This is a genomic window from Parabacteroides timonensis, assembly GCF_900128505.1.
Lineage (GTDB): Bacteria > Bacteroidota > Bacteroidia > Bacteroidales > Tannerellaceae > Parabacteroides > Parabacteroides timonensis.
Genome location: NZ_LT669941.1, coordinates 1,278,821 through 1,295,147 on the forward strand (window position 1 = coordinate 1,278,821; position 16,327 = coordinate 1,295,147).

The 16,327-nt window shown below is 46.1% G+C and carries 18 protein-coding genes; 3 read left to right on the top strand and 15 right to left on the bottom strand.

Annotation, left to right across the window (positions count from 1 at the left end; translation table 11 throughout):
• Nucleotides 1-20: 20 nt before the first annotated feature.
• Nucleotides 21-827: a helix-turn-helix domain-containing protein gene (locus tag BQ7394_RS12865; RefSeq protein ID WP_075557804.1), complete on the bottom strand. Its 807-nt coding sequence runs from the start codon at nucleotides 825-827 to the stop codon at nucleotides 21-23.
• A gap of 117 nt (nucleotides 828-944) precedes the next feature.
• Between BQ7394_RS12865 and BQ7394_RS12870 the strand changes: the two genes are divergently transcribed.
• Genes BQ7394_RS12870 through BQ7394_RS12880 form a run of 3 tightly spaced genes read left to right on the top strand, consistent with a single transcriptional unit; the run spans nucleotide 945 to nucleotide 4,737 of the window.
• The gene (locus BQ7394_RS12870; protein ID WP_075557805.1) at nucleotides 945-2,804 is read left to right on the top strand and encodes an SLC13 family permease; all 1,860 of its coding nucleotides are present in this window, start codon (nucleotides 945-947) and stop codon (nucleotides 2,802-2,804) included.
• Between the two features lie 51 nt (nucleotides 2,805-2,855).
• Nucleotides 2,856-3,815: a DUF2156 domain-containing protein gene (locus tag BQ7394_RS12875; RefSeq protein WP_075557806.1), complete on the top strand. Its 960-nt coding sequence runs from the start codon at nucleotides 2,856-2,858 to the stop codon at nucleotides 3,813-3,815.
• The gene (locus BQ7394_RS12880; protein ID WP_075557807.1) at nucleotides 3,772-4,737 is read left to right on the top strand and encodes a GNAT family N-acetyltransferase; all 966 of its coding nucleotides are present in this window, start codon (nucleotides 3,772-3,774) and stop codon (nucleotides 4,735-4,737) included. The genes BQ7394_RS12875 and BQ7394_RS12880 overlap by 44 nt, the downstream gene beginning before the upstream one ends.
• 19 nt (nucleotides 4,738-4,756) lie before the next feature.
• On the opposite strand, the gene BQ7394_RS12885 is transcribed toward BQ7394_RS12880, so the two are convergent.
• The 14 genes from BQ7394_RS12885 to BQ7394_RS12950 all read right to left on the bottom strand — a co-directional run bounded on the left by BQ7394_RS12885 (nucleotide 4,757) and on the right by BQ7394_RS12950 (nucleotide 16,283).
• Nucleotides 4,757-7,156, bottom strand: coding sequence for a glycoside hydrolase family 95 protein (locus BQ7394_RS12885; RefSeq protein WP_075557808.1), 2,400 nt, complete (start codon nucleotides 7,154-7,156; stop codon nucleotides 4,757-4,759).
• A 42-nt stretch (nucleotides 7,157-7,198) separates the two neighbouring features.
• Nucleotides 7,199-7,423, bottom strand: a complete 225-nt coding sequence (locus BQ7394_RS12890; RefSeq protein ID WP_075557809.1) for a hypothetical protein — start codon at nucleotides 7,421-7,423, stop codon at nucleotides 7,199-7,201.
• A 45-nt stretch (nucleotides 7,424-7,468) separates the two neighbouring features.
• Nucleotides 7,469-7,960, bottom strand: a complete 492-nt coding sequence (locus tag BQ7394_RS12895) for a DUF3990 domain-containing protein (protein WP_075557810.1) — start codon at nucleotides 7,958-7,960, stop codon at nucleotides 7,469-7,471.
• Nucleotides 7,957-8,400 carry a DUF3791 domain-containing protein gene (locus BQ7394_RS12900; protein ID WP_075557811.1) on the bottom strand — a complete coding sequence of 148 codons (444 nt, stop codon included), beginning with the start codon at nucleotides 8,398-8,400 and terminating at the stop codon, nucleotides 7,957-7,959. Before BQ7394_RS12900 ends, BQ7394_RS12895 begins: the two co-directional genes overlap by 4 nt.
• Nucleotides 8,401-8,411: 11 nt before the next feature.
• Nucleotides 8,412-9,977, bottom strand: coding sequence for an ATP-binding protein (locus BQ7394_RS12905; protein ID WP_087880599.1), 1,566 nt, complete (start codon nucleotides 9,975-9,977; stop codon nucleotides 8,412-8,414).
• A 40-nt stretch (nucleotides 9,978-10,017) separates the two neighbouring features.
• Nucleotides 10,018-10,878: a D-Ala-D-Ala carboxypeptidase family metallohydrolase gene (locus tag BQ7394_RS12910; RefSeq protein ID WP_082211896.1), complete on the bottom strand. Its 861-nt coding sequence runs from the start codon at nucleotides 10,876-10,878 to the stop codon at nucleotides 10,018-10,020.
• A complete protein-coding gene (locus BQ7394_RS12915; protein WP_075557813.1) occupies nucleotides 10,868-11,074 on the bottom strand; it encodes a hypothetical protein in 207 nt (68 codons plus the stop codon). Before BQ7394_RS12915 ends, BQ7394_RS12910 begins: the two co-directional genes overlap by 11 nt.
• A gap of 46 nt (nucleotides 11,075-11,120) precedes the next feature.
• Entirely contained in the window at nucleotides 11,121-11,567 is a 447-nt protein-coding gene (locus tag BQ7394_RS12920) for an HU family DNA-binding protein (RefSeq protein WP_075557814.1), read from the bottom strand.
• Between the two features lie 299 nt (nucleotides 11,568-11,866).
• Nucleotides 11,867-12,361: a hypothetical protein gene (locus tag BQ7394_RS12925; RefSeq protein WP_075557815.1), complete on the bottom strand. Its 495-nt coding sequence runs from the start codon at nucleotides 12,359-12,361 to the stop codon at nucleotides 11,867-11,869.
• A gap of 87 nt (nucleotides 12,362-12,448) precedes the next feature.
• Nucleotides 12,449-13,609 (bottom strand): tetratricopeptide repeat protein, encoded by a 1,161-nt coding sequence (locus BQ7394_RS12930; protein WP_075557816.1) that lies wholly within the window; start codon nucleotides 13,607-13,609, stop codon nucleotides 12,449-12,451.
• Nucleotides 13,610-13,612: 3 nt separating this feature from the next.
• The gene (locus BQ7394_RS12935; protein ID WP_075557817.1) at nucleotides 13,613-13,894 is read right to left on the bottom strand and encodes an HU family DNA-binding protein; all 282 of its coding nucleotides are present in this window, start codon (nucleotides 13,892-13,894) and stop codon (nucleotides 13,613-13,615) included.
• Between the two features lie 2 nt (nucleotides 13,895-13,896).
• Nucleotides 13,897-14,406 carry a hypothetical protein gene (locus BQ7394_RS12940; RefSeq protein WP_075557818.1) on the bottom strand — a complete coding sequence of 170 codons (510 nt, stop codon included), beginning with the start codon at nucleotides 14,404-14,406 and terminating at the stop codon, nucleotides 13,897-13,899.
• 16 nt (nucleotides 14,407-14,422) lie between these two features.
• Nucleotides 14,423-14,767 carry a four helix bundle protein gene (locus tag BQ7394_RS12945; RefSeq protein WP_075557819.1) on the bottom strand — a complete coding sequence of 115 codons (345 nt, stop codon included), beginning with the start codon at nucleotides 14,765-14,767 and terminating at the stop codon, nucleotides 14,423-14,425.
• On the bottom strand, nucleotides 14,751-16,283 hold the full coding sequence (locus BQ7394_RS12950; RefSeq protein WP_139317708.1) for an RNA-directed DNA polymerase: 1,533 nt from the start codon (nucleotides 16,281-16,283) through the stop codon (nucleotides 14,751-14,753). Before BQ7394_RS12950 ends, BQ7394_RS12945 begins: the two co-directional genes overlap by 17 nt.
• Nucleotides 16,284-16,327: the final 44 nt, after the last annotated feature.

Below are 16,327 nucleotides of genomic sequence, written 5' to 3' on the forward strand. Positions count from 1 at the left end.
TTCCTGTACGTTATATATTATTACCTCCATTCGGTAGGGATCTCCCCCGTATTCCTGCGGAACCAACGGGAAAAAGTATCGTGGTTGGCAAACCCCAGCATCGTAGCAATCTGCGAAGGACGCAGGCGGGTTTTCGACAACAAGTCTTTTGCTTCCAGCAATACGAACTCACTGATCCATTCGGCAGCCGATATTCCCGCACCTTGCTTACACCGGATATTCAGTTCCTGCGAAGTGATCCCTAACTTTTCTGCGTAAAAGTACGCAGGAGAATGATGATATCGGCTAATTAAGGTCGCAAATTGTTGAAAAAAGAGTGAATTTTCTGTTTTGGGCACTTCCGAGACCGATTTTCCCTGTTGCAGATTTATGATCAAAGCCCGGAGCAGCGACTCCACCACTTTAGCACGCATCTCCTTCATCTGCTCGACCTGCGATTCGATCAGCCTCAGATAAGTTCTTGTTTCTTCAATCTCGTCAGAAGGGATATCGCGGTAAACAAGACGTTGCCGGTTAATAAGTAACTCTTCGGATACATAAACGATTATACCGGTAAACCCGGTAGACTGGAAAGACTTTATTTCTGTTACATCATCACTGGCAACCAATAGAAGCTGCCCTGCAGTTACATCATAAACCTGATGCATAGCCTGGCAACTGAAAGTTCCCCCGGTACAGATCACGACCAATGTACCCGAGTCCAACGGAAGCAACTTACAGTTTTCACCATCTTTTACATATAGGATCTTCAGCGAACTTTCAAGCGTTAGCTCAGGTGTCGACACCGTATTGTAAAGATCAACTGGTAATATTCTTTCTGTTTTCATTTTTTAATTACTATTTTTAGCGTATAAATTAAGTATCGGGTAAACATATAAACGTCATTATTAGTTTATTATAGAGTAGGATTTTATCTTTAGTTAAAACCATCTTAAGAACATTTTATGATAACAACTCTTATTATTCTGGCTCTTTCGGCCTTCTTTTTCGTAAACGGGAAGATCCGTTCAGACCTTGTTGCTCTTTGTGCGCTGGTCCTATTAATGGTATTCAACATTCTGACTCCGGAAGAAGCGCTCTCCGGTTTTTCCAATTCCGTCGTCATTATGATGGTCGGATTGTTCGTAGTAGGTGGAGCCATCTTCAAGACAGGCCTGGCCAAGATGATCGGTAGTAAAATACTCCATCTGGCAGGAACCAGCGAGATCAAACTATTTATACTGATTATGCTGGTTACAGCTTTTATCGGTGCATTTGTCAGCAACACCGGGACTGTAGCCCTGATGTTGCCGATCGTTGTCAGTATGGCGGTCAATGCCAATATCAATCCCGGCCGTTTCCTTATGCCCCTTGCGTTTGCCAGCAGTATGGGAGGTATGGCCACGCTGATCGGTACGCCTCCGAACCTTGTGGTACAGGAAGCGTTGTCGAATGCAGGCTATAACGACCTTTCATTCTTTTCGTTTACCCCGATAGGTATCGTCTGTATTACAGTCGGTATCATCGTCCTGATCCCACTGAGCAAATGGTTCCTGGTGAAGAAAGAAGATAACAAAAAAAACGATGTCGCCACCGGCCGTTCCCCGCAGGAGTTGGCTACCAAATACAGCCTTTCCGATAACCTATACCGGGTCCGGGTACATAAAGACTCACGGATACGTAACAAGAAATTGCAGGAACTCAACATCACGAGCCTCTACAATCTTACTATTCTGGAGATCAGACGCAAATCCTCGTCGCAAAGCCGTTTCATGAAAACGGTCGATCAGAAACTGGCAGGCCCCGATACGGAAATCCATGAAGAAGATATCCTATACGTATTCGGCGACTTCGACAACATCGACAGGTTTGTCAAAGAGAACCACCTGGATCTCACCGAGTCGCAGGTATCCGAATTTACAGGCGACCAGGAAAAACTGAGTGTCCGCGAGATCGGTATCGCCGAAGTCCTCTTGATGCCCGACTCCAAACTGATCAACCGAGCCGTCAAAGACTCCGGTTTCCGTGATAAATATTCAGTCAACATATTAGGGATAGAACGTAAAAACGAATATATCCTGTCCGATGTAAAAGATATAAAGATGCATGCCGGAGATATCCTCCTGATACAAGGTAACTGGGACGATATCGCCCGTATGAGCAAGAAACAGTCACAATGGGTGGTACTCGGGCAACCTGTCGAAGAGGCCTCCAAAGTTACCCTCGACTACAAAGCGCCCGTTGCCGCCGGTATCATGGCCCTGATGATCGCAGCTATGGTGTTCGACTTTATCCCCATTCCTCCCGTAGCGGCCGTACTTATTGCCGCCATCCTGATGGTATTGACAGGCTGTTTCCGGAATGTGGAAGATGCCTACAAAACGATCAACTGGGAAAGTATCGTACTGATCGCAGCCATGCTGCCGATGTCGCTCGCGTTGGAAAAGACCGGTGCCTCCTCGCTCATCTCTGAAAAGTTGGTAGGAGGATTGGGCAATTACGGGCCGCTTGTCTTAATGGCAGGAATCTATTTCACGACCTCACTGTTAACCATGTTCATCAGCAACACGGCAACAGCTGTCCTTGTCGCCCCGATCGCCCTGCAATCGGCCATTGCCATAGGTGTAAGCCCCTACCCGTTCCTGCTAGCTGTAACAGTCGGAGCCAGCATGTGTTTTGCTTCTCCATTCTCCACTCCGCCGAACGCACTTGTGATGTCGGCCGGTAAATATACGTTTATGGATTATGTAAAAGTAGGGCTTCCCCTGCAGCTCATCATGGGGGTAATTATGGTCTTTATACTGCCATTATTATTTCCGTTCTAAACATTCGTGCATCTTTTTTAGTTTTATATTTGCACGACAAAAAGAAAAACAATGAAGATTCCTTTTAAACCAATTACTATAGAGGATAAGGAGACAATTACCTCCTTTACCTATCCTCATAATTATCGCAATTGCGATTACTCGTTCGCCAACATTTGCAGTTGGCGTTTCCTGTACGACACAGAGTTCGCCGTAGTCGACGGATTTTTACTGATCCGCTTCCTGATAGAAGATAAAAGCAGGATGGTCTACATGACCCCGGCAGGAGAAGGCGACCTGCGGCATGCGTTGGAACTGTTGGAGGCCGATTCGCAGAAACACGGCCATCCGCTATGTATGCTGGGGGTGACGCCCGATGCCAAAGAGATGCTTGAAAAGGCATTACCCGGAGGATTCTTTTATATTCCTGAACGGGATTATTTCGACTATATCTACCTGCGTGAAGACCTGGCACTATTAAAAGGCAAGAAGTTCCAGTCCAAACGCAACCATATCAACAATTTCAAGAAGAGATATGAGTACGAATATTCCTCTATCACTCCGGAACTAATCCCTCAGTGTCTGAAACTGGAATGTACCTGGTATAAAGCCAACCGTACGGAAGACGACGCGGAAGATCTGAATTACGAACGTATTTCCATGACTTATGCCCTCAATCATTTCGACGAACTCGGACTGTTAGGAGGTGCCCTGCTCGTCGACGGAAAAGTAATAGCTTTTACATTCGGAGCACCGATCAACCACGATACTTTCGGGGTACATGTGGAAAAGGCCGATGTCGACTACGAAGGGGCCTATACGGTTATCAACCAGGAATTCGCTTCCCGGTTGCCGGAACAGTTCACCTATGTCAACCGGGAGGAAGACTTGGGTATCCCCGGACTACGCAAAGCAAAACTTTCTTATAACCCGGTCATACTATTAGAGAAGAACGCCGCGATAAAGAAAACGCAAAACAATAAAAAAGATGAACAAGCAACAAGTAATCGATCTGTGGCGTCTCTCGTTTAATGATACGGAAGAATTTATACGCCTTTATTTCGACCGGGTATATAAAGAAGAAAATACCCTGGTGATAGAAAAGGACGGTCAGGTGGTGTCTGCCCTTCAGATGCTGCCTTACACCATGACATACTATGGAACGGAAATATCCGTAGCTTATATTTCGGGAGCCTGCACCCTACCCTCTATGCGCGGAAAAGGCCTGATGAGACAACTCATCCAAAACGCATTCGAGGAAATGAAATACCGGTCGGTAGCCGTTACGGCACTGATCCCGGCCGATCCCTGGTTATTCGATTATTACCGTGAACAAGGTTATACGGAGGCATTCGACTACTCTGAAGAGACATATATCCGCCCTGCAGAGCCGGTATGGGCACCGAAGCTGACGGTTGTTCCGCCCGAAGTTCCTTCGATAGACCTTCTTTATAAATACTTCGACCGCCAAATACGCAAACGTCCCTGTTGCATATTGCACACAAAGGATGACTTTATCACCATCCTGCGCGACCTGCAACTATCCGGCGGACAAATGCTTACCGCGCTCGACGAACAGGAACAGCCTGTCGGAATGGCTTTCGTACTTCCGCCCGACCATACCTCCGGAATACCGGAAGCAAGCGAACAACTCTATATAAAGGAATTCTTTTACGATGACGACCGGGTTGCCAACCTCCTGCTTCAGGAAGCCACCTTGCAAAACAACGTAAAGAAAGCCGTCTATAAGACACCGCCCGTAGTTCCCGGAACACACCCGATGGGTATGGCCCGCGTAATAGATACGGAACGGCTGATGCATCACTGGCTGTCTACCCATAAGGAAGCACCGGTATCGGAAAAATTATTGAAAGAGCAGGATATCCAGACTTTCACACGAATAGTGATGGGATACCCTCACCGGGAAGCTTATATGAGCCTGATGCTGGATTAATCCGGCACCAGGCGTCTAGTCAATCGTAAGCCACTTCGAAAAGATCGCCTTTCTGCAAATCGATCCGTACAATACCGAAAGGCAAGGTCACCGGATCGATCTCTTTTTTGTTCTTATAATATTTCTCCCTTCCGTTCCTTTCCGGAAGTTTCAGTTTCAACGTATTATCGACAGTAGCTGTTATCTGTGCATGCTTCACGGTCTGCCCGGTCCAGGAGAGATCGACTTCAAATCCTCCACGTGCACGAAGCCCTTTAAAACTACCCTTATTCCATTCTTCCGGCAAGCATGGCAATAATTCCACATACTCTTCATGGCTTTGCAGCAACATCTCCGCAATACCGGCCGCCCCACCCTCATTTCCATCGAATACAAAAATATCTACCGGTGCGCCGCCTATCCCTTTCGGAGAGATCGTCAGCATATTCTCGCGGCTTAGGTCCTTCATCAGACCGACAACGCTTTCATGCGCTTTCGTACGGTCTTTCAAACGGGCAAAAAAGTTAATCATATTGGCACGACTCCATTCCACATCTTCCCAGTTTCCGGAATTTAAACGCCGGTCGATAGTCACCGCAGCAGCTTTAGCCAGTTCGGGAGTCTTATCCAATGAAATCTGTGAATAGGGATATAATGCCAATAAATGGCTTGTATGCCGGTGGTTGGGTATCGCTTCTTCATAGTCTTCCTGCCATTCCTGGATCTGACCGTATTTACCGATCTTAAACGGAGGCAATCGATCGATCGCAGCGATCACACGTCCCCTGAATTCTTCATCCAATTGTAATAACTCAGCAATATGCAGACAAGCATTCAGCAATTCATGTACGATAACCCTGTCGCAGGTTGGCATCATGGATGTCGAAAACTGCTTGCCGTTCCATGCAAAACTATTTTCGGGAGAGTTGGACGGACCAGTCACCAAATAACCGGTTTCCGGATCTTCCGTCATATAGTCGAGGAAAAATAAAGCAGCCTGTTTCAGAACCGGATAGGTCTTCAACAGGAATATCTCATCTTTGGTAAAACAATAATAATCCCAGATATGCGTAGCCAGCCAGGCTCCTCCTGTCGGATGAAGCCCCCAACCGGTACTCCAACCCGGAGCCGTGAAGTTCCATACATTAGCTACGGTATGCGCCACCCAACCTTCGCAACCATATACTTTATCGGCCGTTTCGGCACCTGCTCCTGCCAACGATTCTATATATCTGAACAAAGGAGCATTACATTCGGAGAGATTACCCACGTTGGCAGCCCAGTAATTCTGCTGCGTATTGATATCCAGGTGATAATCGCAGGTCCAGGCCATATTGCACGCCAGATTATCGTTCCATACCCCTTGCAGGTTAGCCGGTAACGGAGAGTTTTCACGCGAAGCGGAGATCAACAGGTAACGACCGTATTGAAAGTATAAAGCCACCAAATCCGGATCATTCCCTCCTGCCTTCAGCAGTTTCAACCGTTCGTCAGTAGGCAGCGACTCTTTCTTTTCATTTCCCAGAGAGAGGCTGACACGGTTGAATAAACGGCCAAAATCAGTCTGATGCTCCTGCTTAAGTGTATCGAAGCCTTTCTGTTCTGCACTGTTCAAAGCAGACAATGCCGTTTCTTTCATATCCTCCGGAACAAAATCGGTTCGCAGGTCAGCGATCAAAATCACTTCGTCGGCATTCTCCACCGACAAACTTTCTTTATTTTGCCGGATACTTCCCCCTTCTACCAAAGCCTTTACCTGCCCGTAAAAATTAACCCCTCCGGGACCGAAGGTCGGAAAAGAAACCTGGCCGGTAAAACAGATCGCATCCTTCTCCGTTGTTATTACAGACTCACGCAAGGGATTCAGGCGTATCTCGAAATTCTGACTCCCCTTCTGAGAAGCAGTCAACCTTATCACCATTACATTGGCCGGATTCGAGCAGAAATATTCGCGGGTATAAGTAACCCCATCCTGTTCATAAGAAACGGAGGCGATCCCGGTAGCGAGATCGAGGGAACGATCGTAATTTTTGAACGTAGCGTTTCCCTGCCCGAAAAGCAGCTCTATATCACCGAAAGGCACGTGCGTACCGAACGATGCAGGAGACCCGACCAGCTTCTCCGAAGCGATCGCATTTCCCTCCTCCAGCTTTCCGTCGAGGAAGATTTGCTGAAGGCTCCTGAGTTCCTCCTTGCCAAAAGGTTTTTCCTGTACTTCATTCTTCTGCCCGGACCAGAGCGTTATTTCATTCAGGGCAACGGTTTCTTTCGAAACACCCCCGAACACCATTCCACTCAGCCGCCCATTCCCTATGGGCAAAGATTTCATCCATTCATCAGCGGGTTCATCATACCACATTTTCACAGTCCCGTTCTGAGAAAAAGTCCCCTGAACGAACAATGCTAAACTAAAAGAGACACACAACCATTTGTTTTTCATAATAATATAACTACCTATACATTTATACTGTCACCTCCTGCGTCAGCACGAAAGGATCTTCTTCTTTTCCAACGCTTCCTTATAAAGCTTTTCCTGCAATACCGCATATTGCGCAATATACCCCTCTTCCATCATTCCTTCCGGTTCACTGGCTCCGTCGGTTTCCACAAACAGACTGATCCTTTTACTCATCTCGATATATTCATCGAACCCTTCACTGGAAGAATTCAATACACTGATAATAGTCTTGTATCTGGGAGTATCCATACTGTATTTAATTTATGTGATTAAAAATCCGATCCATTCCTTACTTCATTCGACCTCTTCAGAAAACAAGAACCTGAGTTCTTTAAGCGCTTCTGTCGAATGAAACGAAAGTTGATCAAAAAGCGCATGAGTTTTAAGCTGTTCAATTGTAGCATCAGCCGTCAATGTCCCTTGTTCGTAAAGCAACAAGGTCGCATATAACTTATCATTGGCAACCGGTCCCATCACCATATCGAATAGTTCCGTTTTATTCCCTTTCCGATTTCCAATAACAAATTCCAACCACTCCAATGTTGCCCCGTTAAAGCGACGGATACGATAATCCTTACTCAGAATATTATCATCAACTTCATAAACAGAAACAACAGCTTTAGTTTTATCAGGCTCAACTTCACGATTTCTCTTAATGATGGACCACTTTCTGGCCTGCTCATAGCTGGTAGTCGTATAAAAGCCTTTTCCAAAATCGGTATTCTTTCGTCCTCGCGAAAGGCTCGGCTTCTTCACCGCATTGATGGATCCATGATATAATTTCATTTTCCTGTCTTTTTTCTGTTCTTAATATATGTAGCGACCTCCGATATTATATATTCGCGACTCTGTGTATGCAACATCTCAAATACCTGCTGTAAATAATCAAATACATCATATTGGATGAAGAGTGACAAAGTCTCTTCCGCAGAGAGATGCTTTTCTTCCTTATAGTTCTCAATACAGAATATCTGGAACAATAATACAGCCGAATCTTTTGTCTCTCGTTCCTTCTTCTCCACCTTTTCTTTTTCCAACATATCATAAAGAATAAGCGTACTCAAATACCACATCTTAGCCGAACTATCCATCAGCTTATTATACAGCTCCGTACCATATAAATAACATAAAGCATCCTTTAGAGAAAACCTTTTCTTCTCCATAATAAAAGCGACAAACTGCTGAAGCTTAAATGGTAATATTGCATTTTCAATTGTAGTACCCATAATCTAAATGATTAATCAATCGTTATCCATTCTGAAATATTCCGTTCTTCTGCACTGAAAGAAACACCCACTTTTATTAAAGTACGGTTATCTGCCACATAAGGGATCAGATAACCTTTCTCGTCGATCTGGCGAACAGCATCTGCTGCACTGCCATCCAGTTTAAACTCAAAAACATAAATATAATCTTTCGTTTTCACCACGGCATCCGCACGCCCTCTGGCACTGCGAACCTCCGCATCACAAAATTGCCCCATCAGCTTAAACACCAAATAGAAGACTACCTGATAATGGCGCTCTGTCCGATCGTTCAACTCATAAGGAAAATCGGCAAAGAAAGCCTTCAGCCGCGTCAGAAACGCATCCGTTTCCCCGGCGCGAAGTTCACGTATAAACTGTTCGATATAAAAACCGCTTTCATCATCCGAGACCGGAGTATAGAAAGGTACTATAAAATTCAGAAAGCCATATTCCACTTCCTCATTGGGAAAACGAAGCGTATAATTCTGAAACTCCTTATCATAATCTTTTATCGTCAGGTAGCCACTTTGATAAATCACCGGAATCGGGTTATTGGCATCCACCCTGTATTCCGAGAAAGCCGAAGCACGTAACTCGACACCTTCAATGATCCTACGCAAATCATAATTGCTTTTCTTCAGAAGTTTAATAAGGAAAGTAGGAGTTCCCGTTTGAAACCAGTAATTACTGAAATCCTGTTTTTCCAGGACATTCAATACACTGAACGGATTAAAGACACCTTCGACCGCTGGATGAAAATGATATCCGTCATATTTCTTTGTCAATGTAGCAACAGTTTCTTCTACTGTAAGATCATTCGCATCACCCAGATCTGTTATCTCATTCATGAAATTAGCAGTCAACTCATCCTTTGTCATACCGCAAAGAGTAGCATACTGACGCGTCATACTGATATCGTTCAGCTGATTCAGATCACTGAACACGCTCACATGAGCAAATTTGGTCACTCCGGTAAGCAATACGAATTGCAGGTAAGGATCGGCACTCTTTAGTACACCGTAAAAAGCTTTTAACGTACTTTGATAAGATTCCAACAATGCTTCATCTCCTAAAGCCTGCAATAAAGGTTTATCATACTCGTCGATAAGAACAACCACTTGCTTTCCGCTCTTCTCATAAGCTCGGCGAATAATTCCCGCAAAACGAGTCGACAAGGAAGATTCATCTTTCCCAACTCCATATATCTCTTCCCAACGCGTAAGATGATTACTCAACAGCAAGGACAATGACTCAGAAGCCACATACTTCTCCGCATTCAAATCCAGATGCAACACCGGATATTCAAACCAGTCTTTCTCTAGCTTTTCGATGGCCAGTCCTTTAAACAGTTCTTTCTTTCCCCGGAAATAAGCTTCCAGTGTTGAGATCAGCAAACTCTTTCCGAAACGTCGTGGACGGCTCAGAAAATAAGGTTTACCCATCGTTACCATTTCATAAATCAGAGCAGTCTTATCGACATAGGCATACCCTTTGCTCCTCAAATCCTCGAAGCTCTGTATTCCAATCGGCAGTTTTTGAAGTCCTGTATTCATCATTTTCTGTTTTATGCTACAATACACAAAGATAACATTTTCTTTAAAAACAACCCTTATTTCCCCTCCTTAGTTTACACGCAATCCACAGAGAAAACAGCAATAATAAGGCCAATCCGGCAAGAGGCGGGAAAGGATTCCGGGACAAAGACCGGGCAGTGCTTTGAGCAGTGAGATTTTCCGTAATAAGACGTTCATATTCCGTATGGCTGTCCGCTACGACAAGTAGCGAGTCGGTCCATGAACAGATACGGGCGGCTTTGGCAGTAGTGATGCTTTGCAGGTATTGCACGCCGGAACTGTCCGGCGGCAAATATACGACCTGCTCCAACTCCCACGAAAGGCTGTCGGTGATCTCCAGGTTCGCGACGCGGATCAGGCTGTCCCGGCGGCTTACCCTTACCGAATCCCTGCGCTCTTCCCGATGCATGCCTGTTGCAGTTCTGCGTACTCCACATCCTGCAAACAAAAAAACGACACATAACATGCAGAGAATAACCTGCATACGATTTTTTCCCGAAGTTTTCAATGAAAGATGAAGGAACTTCCTGCGTTTATACAAAATCGCCTGATCGAAAGGCAATCCCGACCGCATCAAAAGCTCCAATAGCTTCGCCGGTCCTTCGGGTGTATAGCAATCGGCAGCCTCCCCCTTCACATGCTGACTCGCAGCCACACCACCCACCAGACGATTCACTTCCCCATTACGATAACCGCTCAGGACAGCGATCGGCTTCTTATATAACTGCCGCAGCGGTTCCAGTAAACAAACTACCAGATGTTGCAACGACACCTTTGCTTCGGGAGACGGTACATTGTCGATCGCATGTTCTACTGCCGTCCGGCTATACGTAAGCTCTTCCAGACAGAAATGCTCACTCAACCAGGTCTTTTTACTTTCCATTCTCATTGATTTTTAATTTATAAGTATAATCCACTCCGAAAAGAGCCCCTGCAAACGTGCTGATCTCGCCAAAGGCCACCAGTACGCTGTTGTCGATCAGTCCCTGCGGATCGATCCAGAACCCGCAGAAGAGAAGAACAATCCCGCTCAACGTGAGCAGGATTGCCATAATCAATTGAATAGTCAACCGTTTCATAATCCTCGGTCTTTTAACTGTCAACTGTCACTTGTCAACTGTCAACTTATTCAATCACCGGTCTGTCATCCTCACCACTGCCTCCACCTTCATTCTTATCTTCAGAAGCCACCTTCTCGAAGTTGGTCCGGCTCTTGGCGATGCGCAAAGCCTTGCCGGGGAAGAAGCAAACACGCGGTTCGCGAATCATACTGACATCGAAATCCTTCGCATCGGTAACTCCATCCGAACCAAAAGAAAAACGGAGATTACCCAATTCTCCCAGATTGACACGACGCCCGTTGCGCAGGTGACGTATCGATACCACATTCACGCGATCCAGTACCGCTTTCACGCTGGCGCTACTCACTCCCGAGCTGTCGGTTACCTCTTCGATCAGTTCATCGAAAGTCACCAGGTCACCGCAAACCATCTGTGCATACTGTTTTTCCGGATGTTCCTTCTGGTCGTCTCCCAGATTCTTACGCGGAACCATTTTGAATTTGATTGCCATAATAATAAGGTATTAAATGATTTATAAATAATGAGTTCTATATCGAACCCAGGTCAAAGATAAAAGAGCATTTTACCGTTTTCTTCGCCAATATGGCTTTTTCAGGTGACAGGTGACAGGTGACAGGTGAGAGTTATTATCAGTTTTGAATGTAGGGGCGTTGGTAGGGGCGGTTCGCGAACCGCCCTTACAGGTGCCGTTGTCTTCAACAAGGCAAAGCCCACCTGTCAACTGTCACTTGTCAACTGTCAACTGAAAAAGCCATATCAGCGAAGTCGCATCCGGAGGTTACTTAACAACTATTGGCTATTTCTTACCGGTTTGTCGTCGGGAGGCGGACAACCGTTCTCATTTGTCAGTTCTATAATATCCAGCAATTCGCAAAGACAGTCGGTATTGGCGCACTCTTTCCGGAAATTATCGCCGAAATATTCTACCGATCCCTGATAATCGAAAGCCAGAAAACAGCAAAAAGCCAGGTGAATATAAGAAGGGGCCTTCTCCCCTTTCGAGCGCGGCCCCTCAAACAAACGCAGCAACTTACGGAACAACAGCGGTTCGCGCAAATGATAGGTAAAACGGCCGAGCACAGTTTTATTGCGGAAATACGCGATTGTCCGCTCCCAATCTTTCCGCAGCAGGCAGAACAAGAACAGATGATCACGCTCGTCCAACTCTTCCCATTCGCAAAGGGCGGCATCGAAAGCCATTTTGTAATAACGCTCCTGCTCTTCGTCCGACAATTCACTGAGTTTCAACAGAAACTTTCTGGCGGAAGGATGTCCGCTCCCCATTAATTTTTTCAGATCTTTATACATAAAAAGTGCCGGACAACGGGGAGTGATTAGCCCTCGTTGCCCGGCACAAAAGCCCGTAGGCCATCAATATCCCTGCGCTATGCGAATATTATGACGCGACAGGCGCGGATTCTGCGGCATCGCCTTACGAAACCATGAAACAGCTTCCGACGGATCATTCTCCATCAAAGCCAGTACCCCCAGATTGTTCCACGAACGCGGATCATCGGCAACCCGCTGTAAAAAGTAGGCCGCCGCTTCCTTATCCCCCAAAGCAAGCGAAGCAGCCCCGGCATTCAACACTGCCTCCCGGCTATCGGGAAAACGATAAGCTGCCAACTCATACACTTCGCGATACTGTTCCGTTCCCGGACGGTATAACACAGCCACTTGCAGCAATTCACCGAGCGTCAGCCGCTCCGGATCGGTAACGACCTTTTCCGCCAACGCCTGCAAGTCGGGCGATTGCGCCCCTGCTTTTACAGTCGTCTCATACGCAATATCCAACTCCATCCGCCGCAGCCGCGAAAAGAAACTTTTCTCTATATCCTTATATACAGTCCCTTTTTCAAGCGCCTTCAACTGCTTCCTCCGGCTATCGGCATCGGTATAAGTATCCAGAACCGACAGAACCTGCGTACGGTAGCTACGCCCCGATTTCGCAACCAGTTCCCGCAGACCTTCCCAGTCCTCGCCTACCCAGTCGATCGTGACCGGCACACCGCCCGCCAGCTCCGGCAGTTTTTGCAGATAGTTTTTAAAACCTACAGCCCGGTTACCCGCCAGCCGCTCATTCTCCGTCGTACTGCCGTCGGGCGAAGCAAAGCCAGTCAAGCGGACCGACTGTATCTTCTTTTCCCCATCCTGCAAACGAGATAAGCGTTCTTTCAGTTTTTCCAGTTCAGCCCGGTTATTCCCATATTTCAGGTCGAGCTTGACACCTCCGGCCGGGAAACCGATATAAGCCGTCAGCTTTTCACTACTCAATTGTTCTGCCGGGCAGATTGCCGGTTCCGGGGAGAGATAACTTATCATCTCCCCATAAACAGCCAGAGCATCCATCTTCAATAAAGGGATCTCGGTGTGACGCACCAGGATCGCCGCCGATGAATCCTTCTCAACAACAACCGCCTGGGCTCTTTCCATCCGTCCTGCCGTCGGCATCTCTTGCCGGCTGGTCTTACAGGAAGGCAGGACAGCCAGCATACACAAGCCGGCCAATCCTTCCGTTACTATTTTCTTCATACATCATTTGCTTTGAGGATTCAAAGCCTCCAACAAAAACTTTCCGGGTTTAAACTTTACACTGGTACGGGCATTTATCACACAAGGTACTCCCGTACGCGGATTACGTCCCTGTCGCATTGACTGTTTCCAGGGCTCAAACGAGCCAAACCCCTGAAGCACGATGGCATCCTGTTTCAATGTCTCTGCAAGTACCTCCTGGAAGGCATTGACGAACTGCCTCGATTGATACTGGGGAATACGCATTTTCGTTGCTAATTCGTTTACTAAATCTGTTTTGTTCATAATCAGTTGTCTTTAAATAATATGTTATTCTCTAATTGTTTTTTCAACGACGACAGGAAGATCATACAATCTATCGGGGTCACCCCTGCTATATTATACAGCCGCAGCCGTTCCAGTACCTGAGCACCCACATCGGGTTCCTTTGGGACAAGCCCGGATTCTTGGGCGGTTTCTTTTTTCAGGTCCGACATCATTTTGGATATATATTGGCTTTTGGCCGCCATAAACTTCTCGTCCCCGAGCAACACCGAATGAATTGCCAACCGCTTCTCATCAATTTTCTCGTATTCCCGGTTTTCCAGTATTTTAGGAAGGACAGCATCAGGAAATCCCAACGAGATAACTTCCATATTGACCACCTTACAAAAACGGATATTTACCTGATAAGCAGTTATAGTCTGTATAAATTTAATTGCCGAACGCTCATAAGCCTTCCAGAAAAGACCTTCGCGATACAAGTATATATTCTTACTATCGGCCGTCTCCAAAGCCAGCTTTTGTCTCAAGTCCATAAATAATACCTCCTGTTTATTTAATTACGCTCTTCCGCCACCCTGTTATCTGCCGTCCGATATCTTCCATCAATAAGACCAGTTTGGCATAACTGCCCGTATCGATGATCCGTAGATCGTTGCAGAGCCGTATTTCCAGTTTAAGGAATTCAAATTCGTCGACAAGCTGCATCAGATGGGGCGATTTGTCCAACGACACATTCGCCCGATAGATGCAACGGGTCAGGTTCATCGAATCCCTGCGGATATCCTGCATCAGGGTGTACTTATATTCGCGGGGAGCATGATGCGATACGGCATAGATCATTTTTATCAGTTCAACCGTCCGCAGATAAAGCGGAGTTTCAGTATGTAAAGCCATGATTCAATATTTCGTAACAACTATATCTGGATGCATATATTACCTGATACAATTCGTCGTAATTTCCGGGAACCAGCCCGGCCTTTTTCTGACCTCTTATTATAGTCGAGCAAATATTCCTTACTGTCTGATGGCGCAACAGGCGCACCTTCTCTTTCCGGACTATTTTCTCGGGACTGACATAATATAGTTTGTCGAGTGCCGGCGAAAGCCATTCTCTTACCTTCTTCCTCAAGTTCAAACTGCTATGATGCCTCATCAGCCCCAAATATGAATTCAGGCTTTGTAGAAAATGTTCCTCTTCATCTTCGCTCAACGGATGTTTCGATACCTTATAATTATATTCTCCTATCACTTTACGCATCCCTTTCACGGCCCGTTTCCCCGTCAGGATAACCCGTCCTTTCACGATAGCTCCGACAAAACGGATACCATTCGTATAGTGGGTCAGCCGAATTTTATTCGGATGAAGGGTCAACCCCAGTTCTTCCTGCAGATACTGCTGGAACAAGGGTATCAGACTCTTCAAATACTCCTTGTCGTTATGCACGACAAAGAAATCGTCTACATACCGTCCATAATAACGTAACCCCAATTTACTTTTACAGTAATGGTCGAAGCCATTCAGGTAAAAATTAGCAAACAACTGACTGGTCAGATTACCGATCGGCAACCCCAATTCACGGTTGCATACAAACAAATCGAGTTGCCTGGGTTTCGTTTCATTCGGAAGCGGCATGCCGTTCATTGAAAACAGACTCTTATCTTTCGGCAGGCCTTTCCATAAAGACCGGTGCCCTTTTATATGTACCCTCGATACCGGATTATCCAATGCGATCAGCCGAGTCAGGTATAATACCGTTTCCAGGTCATCCCCTTCATAATTGGCCCGCAAAAAACGATCCAGCTTATCAGCCAGTAAACGGCGGTCTATATTCATAAAGAACCCCCGTATATCACACTGAAGGACATAACAGTCTTTTGTATAATTTCCCGAACATTGGGCTATAAACCGCTTCAAGCGATTTACAGCAAACAAAGTGCCTTTGCCGACACGACACGAATAACTGTCCAGTATAAACTCCTTCTCAAACAAAGGATTGATACGCGCTGCCAGATAATGATGTACCACCCGGTCGCGAAAAGAAGCCGCAAAGACTTCCCGCTTGACAGGTTCCGTCACGACAAATGCATCCGAACGCGAAATCTTATAGCGTCCTTCTTCTATCTCTTTATATAATGTATAAAGATTATACTCCGCATCCATTTCAAACTCCATCGCAGCATCCGTTCTCCGTTTTGTCTTACGGCAATCGTACCATGCTTGCACCAATGATTCAAAGTCTATTTTCATTTCATACTTCATTTTTGTTTTTAGATTCATAAACGAGTCCCGGACACAGCGAACATAGTTGTTGTTGTTGTCGTTGTTGTTGTTGGTATTGCCATTGCTGAGGTTCACGATCCAGTGTTTGCCACTATTGTAGACCGTACTACTCCAGTACCAATTGCTCACGAACGTTCGTAGTTGCCACTTATAACTTACTGCCGGGGCTTCCC

Coding starts and splice junctions, on each gene's coding strand:
- BQ7394_RS12865 (WP_075557804.1), bottom strand. CDS start 827: ATGAAAACAGAAAGAATATTACCAGTTGATCTTTACAATACGGTGTCG.
- BQ7394_RS12870 (WP_075557805.1), top strand. CDS start 945: ATGATAACAACTCTTATTATTCTGGCTCTTTCGGCCTTCTTTTTCGTA.
- BQ7394_RS12875 (WP_075557806.1), top strand. CDS start 2,856: ATGAAGATTCCTTTTAAACCAATTACTATAGAGGATAAGGAGACAATT.
- BQ7394_RS12880 (WP_075557807.1), top strand. CDS start 3,772: ATGAACAAGCAACAAGTAATCGATCTGTGGCGTCTCTCGTTTAATGAT.
- BQ7394_RS12885 (WP_075557808.1), bottom strand. CDS start 7,156: ATGAAAAACAAATGGTTGTGTGTCTCTTTTAGTTTAGCATTGTTCGTT.
- BQ7394_RS12890 (WP_075557809.1), bottom strand. CDS start 7,423: ATGGATACTCCCAGATACAAGACTATTATCAGTGTATTGAATTCTTCC.
- BQ7394_RS12895 (WP_075557810.1), bottom strand. CDS start 7,960: ATGAAATTATATCATGGATCCATCAATGCGGTGAAGAAGCCGAGCCTT.
- BQ7394_RS12900 (WP_075557811.1), bottom strand. CDS start 8,400: ATGGGTACTACAATTGAAAATGCAATATTACCATTTAAGCTTCAGCAG.
- BQ7394_RS12905 (WP_087880599.1), bottom strand. CDS start 9,977: ATGATGAATACAGGACTTCAAAAACTGCCGATTGGAATACAGAGCTTC.
- BQ7394_RS12910 (WP_082211896.1), bottom strand. CDS start 10,878: ATGGAAAGTAAAAAGACCTGGTTGAGTGAGCATTTCTGTCTGGAAGAG.
- BQ7394_RS12915 (WP_075557813.1), bottom strand. CDS start 11,074: ATGAAACGGTTGACTATTCAATTGATTATGGCAATCCTGCTCACGTTG.
- BQ7394_RS12920 (WP_075557814.1), bottom strand. CDS start 11,567: ATGGCAATCAAATTCAAAATGGTTCCGCGTAAGAATCTGGGAGACGAC.
- BQ7394_RS12925 (WP_075557815.1), bottom strand. CDS start 12,361: ATGGGGAGCGGACATCCTTCCGCCAGAAAGTTTCTGTTGAAACTCAGT.
- BQ7394_RS12930 (WP_075557816.1), bottom strand. CDS start 13,609: ATGAAGAAAATAGTAACGGAAGGATTGGCCGGCTTGTGTATGCTGGCT.
- BQ7394_RS12935 (WP_075557817.1), bottom strand. CDS start 13,894: ATGAACAAAACAGATTTAGTAAACGAATTAGCAACGAAAATGCGTATT.
- BQ7394_RS12940 (WP_075557818.1), bottom strand. CDS start 14,406: ATGGACTTGAGACAAAAGCTGGCTTTGGAGACGGCCGATAGTAAGAAT.
- BQ7394_RS12945 (WP_075557819.1), bottom strand. CDS start 14,767: ATGGCTTTACATACTGAAACTCCGCTTTATCTGCGGACGGTTGAACTG.